General features: G+C 63.5%; 7 protein-coding genes. 3 read left to right on the top strand and 4 right to left on the bottom strand.

What is annotated here, in order from left to right; translation table 11 throughout:
• Window positions 1-419 precede the first annotated feature (419 nt).
• Together EOA32_RS01145 and EOA32_RS01140 are read left to right on the top strand one after the other, a co-directional pair.
• The gene (locus EOA32_RS01145; RefSeq protein WP_066992896.1) at window positions 420-629 is read left to right on the top strand and encodes a cold-shock protein; all 210 of its coding nucleotides are present in this window, start codon (window positions 420-422) and stop codon (window positions 627-629) included.
• Window positions 630-847: 218 nt separating this feature from the next.
• Window positions 848-1,036 carry a hypothetical protein gene (locus EOA32_RS01140; protein WP_066992893.1) on the top strand — a complete coding sequence of 63 codons (189 nt, stop codon included), beginning with the start codon at window positions 848-850 and terminating at the stop codon, window positions 1,034-1,036.
• A 95-nt stretch (window positions 1,037-1,131) separates the two neighbouring features.
• Here the strand turns inward: EOA32_RS01140 and EOA32_RS01135 are convergent, their stop codons facing one another.
• Window positions 1,132-2,652, bottom strand: coding sequence for an FAD-dependent oxidoreductase (locus EOA32_RS01135; protein WP_066992889.1), 1,521 nt, complete (start codon window positions 2,650-2,652; stop codon window positions 1,132-1,134).
• Between EOA32_RS01135 and EOA32_RS38310 the strand changes: the two genes are divergently transcribed.
• Window positions 2,594-2,746: a hypothetical protein gene (locus EOA32_RS38310; RefSeq protein WP_164748317.1), complete on the top strand. Its 153-nt coding sequence runs from the start codon at window positions 2,594-2,596 to the stop codon at window positions 2,744-2,746. The two genes, EOA32_RS01135 and EOA32_RS38310, sit on opposite strands and share 59 nt — an antisense overlap.
• Here the strand turns inward: EOA32_RS38310 and EOA32_RS01130 are convergent.
• The 3 genes from EOA32_RS01130 to EOA32_RS01120 form a co-directional block, all read right to left on the bottom strand.
• Window positions 2,743-3,615 (bottom strand): ferritin-like domain-containing protein, encoded by an 873-nt coding sequence (locus tag EOA32_RS01130; protein WP_128370610.1) that lies wholly within the window; start codon window positions 3,613-3,615, stop codon window positions 2,743-2,745. The two genes, EOA32_RS38310 and EOA32_RS01130, sit on opposite strands and share 4 nt — an antisense overlap.
• Window positions 3,616-4,153: 538 nt before the next feature.
• Entirely contained in the window at window positions 4,154-4,990 is an 837-nt protein-coding gene (locus tag EOA32_RS01125) for a BA14K family protein (protein ID WP_095783342.1), read from the bottom strand.
• Window positions 4,991-5,069: 79 nt separating this feature from the next.
• Window positions 5,070-6,176: a KamA family radical SAM protein gene (locus tag EOA32_RS01120; RefSeq protein WP_128370609.1), complete on the bottom strand. Its 1,107-nt coding sequence runs from the start codon at window positions 6,174-6,176 to the stop codon at window positions 5,070-5,072.
• Between the last annotated feature and the right edge of the window lie 166 nt (window positions 6,177-6,342).

Genomic DNA, 6,342 nt, shown 5'->3' with positions numbered 1-6,342 from the left:
GCGGTTAATTTTTGGGGGGGGGTGTTCACAGTCCCCGCCGCAGCGTCTATCCAGCACACAATTCGACATGGCGTGAGCCGGTAGGGAACGCTCAGCGGGCTAGCGGGCCAACAATCTGCTCGGAATTTCGGTTCTCGGCGCTTTCATCGACGCAAAGCGGAAGCCCGCTATTGGAGTCGGGCGGCGCAGGCGCAATTAGTCGCCCGGAAGCTTTTCAGACAACGGCCGTCGATAATATTATTTCGCTTCGCCTTGTCGCCGCTGCGGTTAAGCGCTATGTTTTTCCAATCGAACTTGTTGAACGAATGTTGTTTCTGCGCCTCGGCGCCCTGACGATCTTCCCTCTCAATTTCGAAGACTGCGACGTTTGGCACGCAGCCAGGCGGCGATGATTTGCGTCGATTTGAAAGGAAAATCGTATGACTACTGGAACCGTGAAGTTTTTCAACGCCACGAAAGGCTTCGGCTTCATCGAGCAGGGCAATGGGCAGCCGGACGTGTTCGTCCATATCTCCGCCGTCGAGCGCGCCGGAATGCGCTCGCTAGCGGAGGGCCAGAAGGTGAGCTTCGACATCGTGAAGAACCAGCGGAACGGCAAAAGCTCGGCGGAGAATATCCAGGCGGGCTGATGCCGTGCATCCATGGCCTTTGACCGCGGATGTACCGGCATTGGCCTTGGAGCACTTTGATCTTGCGGATGTCTTCGTCCCGAAACCGGCTCCCGATTTCGGGCAACATGTTTTGGGGTTTTACGCATGTCTTCCCCTAACCGGTTCCGATTTCGGGAGATATGCTTTGGAAGGTCGGGCTTGCCCGGCCTTCTTCGTTTCAAATTGCGAGGTAGACCATGGCCGAAACCAGTGTGTTCAAGCCGAAGGGCGACGCCAAGAGCGAAGCCACCACGAAGACGGCGCGCACGATAATCGAGGGCGAAGCGGCAGCGCGGCAGGCAAAGACGGAACGGCTCCGCGCGGCCAGGCTCGCCCGCGGGCCGGTTGAAGCGGAGCCAAAGAAGAAGCCGGCAAGGCGAAAATAGCGACAGAGGTCTCTGGGGAAGTCCCACTTCTCCCGACGCGATTCGGCTCGAGTTCCCGCGGCTGGGGATCGCCGATCCAATGCCCTCCAGCTGAACTATCCCAAACGCCGGATGGCCGGGCCGTTGAGGACAGTTCCGTCCGGCGCGAACTGCGAGCCGTGGCAGGGGCAATCCCAGCATTGCTCGGTCGAATTCCAGTGCACGATGCAGCCGAGATGCGTGCAACTGGCCGAATGCCGGTGCAGCTTGCCGTCGCGATCGCGGCACACGGCGAACTTGCTCAAGCCGTCCTGAAGTATGCCGCCTTCGCCGGGCTCGAGGGCGTCGGCCGACTTAACCTCACCGGGCAGCAAATAGCCGGCAAGGTTCTTCACCGTCGTAAGGTTCTCATTGACGTAGTGCGCGAGCGCGGCGGGCGGCGTCCGGTCGGGGGCGTAGACGGCTTCCCAGGAGTTCGATCCGTCCACGATCAGATCGCGGATCAGCAGTCCGGCCAAGGCGCCATGCGTCATGCCCTGGCCGGAGTCGCCGGTGGCGATGAAGACGTTGCCGTTGCCGGGGCTTCGGCCAATGAAGCCGCAAAAGTCGATCGTTTCGAGGACCTGGCCGGACCATCGCGCTCGTTCTCCGCCAAGATCGGGCACCAATGCCCTGATCCAGGCTTCGAGCGCGACAAAGCGCGCCGCGCCGTCATCCGCTTCGCCCGATTTGTGATCGCGGCCGCCGGCGATGAGACAGTCCGTCTTGCCGGGACCGGGATTGAGGCGGACATAGTAATAGGGATCATCCATGTCCCAGTAGAGCGCATCCGGGAGGGTTCCCCTGGCGATGTCGAAAGCCATCGCATAGGTGCGGTAAGGCGCCATCTTGCTGTGGATCTTGACCCAGGTGTTGATCGGGGAATTGGTGGCAAACACCGCGTTCGAAGCCGTGACGGTGGAGCCGCCGTCGCATTTCAGGCGAACCTTGTCCCCCTCCTCGATTTCGATGACGGCGCTGTCGGCGAATGCCTTGCCGCCTCGTTTCTCGAAATCGGCCAGCAGCGCGCGCAAATATTTCAGCGGGTGGAAGGTCGCCTGGTCTGGATAGCGCAGGATGGGCGCCGTTTCATGGCCCTTGAGCGGCACACCCTTGCCATGCTCAGCCTCGGCGCCGATCTTTGCCGCAGCCGCATACTCCTTGTTGCATTCTCTGGCGGCCTCTTTCTCGTCCATCCATGCGGCCGGGAACAGGAAGCCGTCCAGCCGGCGGAAATCGCAGTCGATCTCCAGCGTGGCGACATGGCGTTCGATGCGGTCGACGGCGGCTTGCTGGCTTTCCTGGAATCCGCGCGCCAGAGCCTCGCCGCGCATGTCGATCAGCGCGCTCAAGCCGTCGTCGCAGATGGGTGCCAGATGGGCGGTCGTGCGCGATGTCATGCCGCCGAGCAAGGGACCGCGATCCACGAGCACCACCCTGCGTCCCGCCAAGGCCAGTTCGTAGGCGATGGAAACGCCGGCGATGCCGGCGCCGATGACGGCTACGTCACAATGCTCATCCTGCTCGAGGCGAGGCGCGTTGGGCAAGCTGGTGTCGAGTGTCCAAAAAGATCTGGTCGCTTCGCTGCTGACGTTCATTGCCTGCCTCGTCGAAACGAAATCGGATGCCCGCGCCGAATGCTGCTCGGCCCGGGTTGCAGATCATCGTGACCGGCTCCACTTCAACGGCTAGGTGCTCTTGAGCGTTCCGTTCATCCCGTTCGGGTAAAAGCCGCCCTTGCTCACACCCGACTGATCGGTCAGATAGACGATGCGCAGCACCTCCTGCGGCGTCCTTGTGAAGGCAATCGCATCCGGCGTTGAAGGAACGACGTTGGCCTTGCCGTCGACCTGAATGCCCTGGTCTTTGTCCTCGTTCCCATCGATCTTGTCGCGTGCGTCGGAAACCGCATTCGCCGCCTTCCAGGCCTTCTCGCCCATGCGATAGAGCGACGACCGCGCCATTCCCATGTGATAGGCCTCGACCGCGAGAATTCCAGCCGCGGCAGCGAGGAATTCCTTGTTCTTCAGGACAGTTGCCGCACCGGCGTAGGCGGTGACACCGACGTCCTCGAACAGCATGCCGCCGAGCACGAAATTCATCTGGTTGCCAAACGCATCGAAATCGTCGCCGAGGCCGGCCGCCTTGGCGACCGCGGCAAAGCCGGCATCGAAATCGATCGCCGGCCGGTCCACCGCATTCGACGCAAGCGTCTTGCGATAGAACCTGACATGGGCAAGCTCGTTTTCCGCGACCTCGCGCATGAATTCACCGAGCGCGGGCGTATCGAAGGCAACCTTTTTGCCGCCGACGACATCGCCGGGTTTGGAACCGATGTCCGAGTCCTCGATGCCTTTTCCCGTGGTGCCGCGGAGGTAATATTCAGCCTCCATATATTCCAGGTTGAGCGCGAAGCGGAAAATGTCTTCGTCTTTTATGTTGTCCTGCGCGGCAGCAGACGAAGTCGCAGCAATGCCGGCCGCTGAAGCAAGGGTCGCTCCAAGACCGATTTGCAGTGCCCGGCGGCGACAAACATGAAGTGAAGGCGTGACAGCGGTCATAGCTTCCTCCCGAAGCCCGCCTGTCAACCGGTTTGGCCTCAATTAGCGGGCCAGCCGCCAAACTTCGCAGAAGGCAGAATGTTCCTGAAAAGAAGCCGATATGGCTTTGCCTGGGGGGAGCCTGATGCGGCCGCGATACGGCTCGCGTGGCGCCGGTGCGGTTTTGCGCAGTCGAAGGCTCGAGCCCTGTCGCCCGGGTCGGCGCCGGGCTTGCAGGCAGGGCGGCGACGGGTGCCTCACTTTCACCTCGGCGCCATGAACGAGGCCCGGGAGAGATGGCCTGCCGCGCTCGGCTTCCCGCTCCAGCCTGACGAGAGCTCAAGCCGCCAGTTGCACCCTCACCGGCTGCGGCGATCATGACGCCGGCGAGCAGGCCGTAGGCGGCTTGCCAGGCCTAGCGGACCTGAGGTGTGAAGGCCGCCTACAGTCCGCCACTGCGTCCGCAACAATAACGGATTCGGCCAATGTTGAGTTACAAAAGGGTGCCTCGCGCCAGATTCAGCGGCCCAGCGTCACTTCGCAGGAACGTGGGCCTGCCCTACTCGCACTGCCGGCGCGGGCCGCCGTCATAGGGCTGGTAGGTGTTGTCCTGCGGATCGTAGGAGCGATAGCGGCTGAAGCAGGAGTCGATATGATCGCCCGACATTTGCGGGCCCAGCAGCCGATCCCTGGAAGGCTGGTCCTCCGGCAAAATCTCTTCCGGCGGGCCGCCATAGGTCGTCGCGTAGCCGTCCCGTGTCGTGGCGTAGCCTTCCATCTCGGCCTGGTCGTCAGTCACCTCGCCTTGATTGGTCATCCAGGGCTGATCGGATTGGTGCCCGTCGGTCGAGGCTGTGCGATCGCCGCCCGGATCGAAATAGGGCGAGATGCAGGGGCGGATCTCCCCGCTGTAGGAGCGGTAGCTGTTTTCTTGCGGGCGGTAGCTGCGATAGCGGTTGGCGCACCATTCGAGATGCGCGGCGGGCAATTGTGCCTGCTGGGCCGGCGCCTGCTCCGAAGGCTGTTCAGCCGCATTGGCCTGGCCCGTCTGTGAAGCATTGGGCGGAGAGACCTCGGGCAAGGGCTGCAACTGCCGCGGCGCGGCGGCTTGCGGCGTTGGGAGAGCTGCGGTCTGCGTGGCCGTATCCGCCGCCCTGGCCCCCTCGTCCGCCTTAGCGGACGCGTCGGCGGCCTGCTGGGCCGGGATGCGCTCGAGATCCTGCTTCGCCGGATCGACGGGCCTGGCGTCCTTGGTCCAGAGCTCGGAAACGCCGATCGCCGGCGTTGCCTGGCGCACCGGCTTGGCGGCCAGCAGCCAGGTGGCGAAGGCGAGCCCTGAGGCAAACACGGCCAGGGTCAGCACGAAGCCGCCGACGATTCCCAACAATGCCTTCACGCTGCTCTCCTTCGAGCCCCCGCTTATAGAATGCGGGGGGCGGGATGGGAGTTCCTCTGCCGCCTGACGAAATGAGGAACTAGGCAACCACCTCGCGATACTTCCTCACCTTCCCGTCCTGCCCGCGAATCCGCCATGTCTCGCTGTCCCGGCCCTCGATGTGGCTGGGGCCGAGCGGCACCTTGCCGCCGCCATCGGGCAGATCGATGACATAGGTCGGGTTGCAGATGCCGGAGAGGCGCTGGCGCAGTTCCGCGGCCAGCGCCTGGCCCTCGGCAATCGTGGTGCGGCGGTGCGCCATGCCCGGCGCCAGATCACCATGGTGAAGATAGTAGGGTTTTACGCCTAACCGATAGATCAGCTCGCGGCAGAGCTCTTCCAGCAACTCGACCTTGTCGTTGACGCCCTTCAAGAGAACGCTCTGGTTGAGCAGAACAAAACCCGCCTGCCGCATGGTCCGACAGGCCGTTTCGGTGTCCGGCGTGATCTCGCGCGGGTGGTTGAAGTGGGTGACCACCGTCACCATCAGTCTTCCCAGCAGGGATGCCGTCAGGCCGGGCGTGATGCGCGACGGCAGCGCCACCGGCACGCGGGTGTGGATGCGCAGGAGCCGCACATGCGGGATGGCCTCGATACGGGCGCGGATTTCGGCGAGCGCCTTGTCGGGCAGCGACAGTGGATCGCCGCCGGTCAGGATCACTTCTCGGATCTCGCTATGTTGGGCGATGTAAGCGAGGGCCGGCTCCAGCGCCTCGCGCGTATAGCCGCGGCCGATCGAAGTCAGCGACTCCTTGCGAAAACAGAAGCGGCAATAGATCGCGCATTGATAGGTCGGGAACAAGAGCACGCGGTCGGCATGGCGATGCGTCAGCCTGGGCACCGGGCTGAAGGCGTGGTCGCCGATCGGATCGCCGAGTTCGCCCTCGGCAGTGATCAATTCGTCCGGCGACGGGATCACCTGCGCGCGGATCGGATCGTTCGGATCGTTCCAGTCGATCAGGTCGAGATAGGCTTTCGGCACGCGCACCTTGTGGGCGGCGGCGGCTTGCTGCGCAGCGGCGCGCTCGGCCGGTGAGAGCGGCAGGGCTGCGAGGTCGCGCACATGGCGCACGCCGGCACGCACGTCGTCCTGCCAGGCGGCGTCGGGGCCGCGCTCGGCTTCCTTGAGATCGGTATCTGAGGTCATTGGGGTCTCGGTACGAACTTGCGCGGGATATCGGCCGGATGGATGGCCGGGTCAATCGTTTTGGTTGCCGCAGAGCGGTGGAGCGGCGCGCGAGACCGGCTGGGCCTGATGCCCGGCTTGTCTCGTGGCTTTGAGCGCGACGAAATTGGCGCTAATTTGGCGCAGG

The organism is Mesorhizobium sp. M1A.F.Ca.ET.072.01.1.1 (assembly GCF_004023325.1).
In the GTDB taxonomy this organism is placed as follows: Bacteria; Pseudomonadota; Alphaproteobacteria; order Rhizobiales; family Rhizobiaceae; genus Mesorhizobium.
The sequence above is the reverse complement of the archived record's forward strand: the minus strand, read 5'-3'. Positions and strand labels throughout refer to the sequence as shown.

Bases quoted from the DNA above. Each gene is read 5' to 3' on its own strand.
- EOA32_RS01145 (WP_066992896.1), top strand. From the start codon at position 420: ATGACTACTGGAACCGTGAAGTTTTTCAACGCCACGAAAGGCTTCGGC.
- EOA32_RS01130 (WP_128370610.1), bottom strand. From the start codon at position 3,615: ATGACCGCTGTCACGCCTTCACTTCATGTTTGTCGCCGCCGGGCACTG.
- EOA32_RS01120 (WP_128370609.1), bottom strand. From the start codon at position 6,176: ATGACCTCAGATACCGATCTCAAGGAAGCCGAGCGCGGCCCCGACGCC.
- EOA32_RS01140 (WP_066992893.1), top strand. From the start codon at position 848: ATGGCCGAAACCAGTGTGTTCAAGCCGAAGGGCGACGCCAAGAGCGAA.
- EOA32_RS01135 (WP_066992889.1), bottom strand. From the start codon at position 2,652: ATGAACGTCAGCAGCGAAGCGACCAGATCTTTTTGGACACTCGACACC.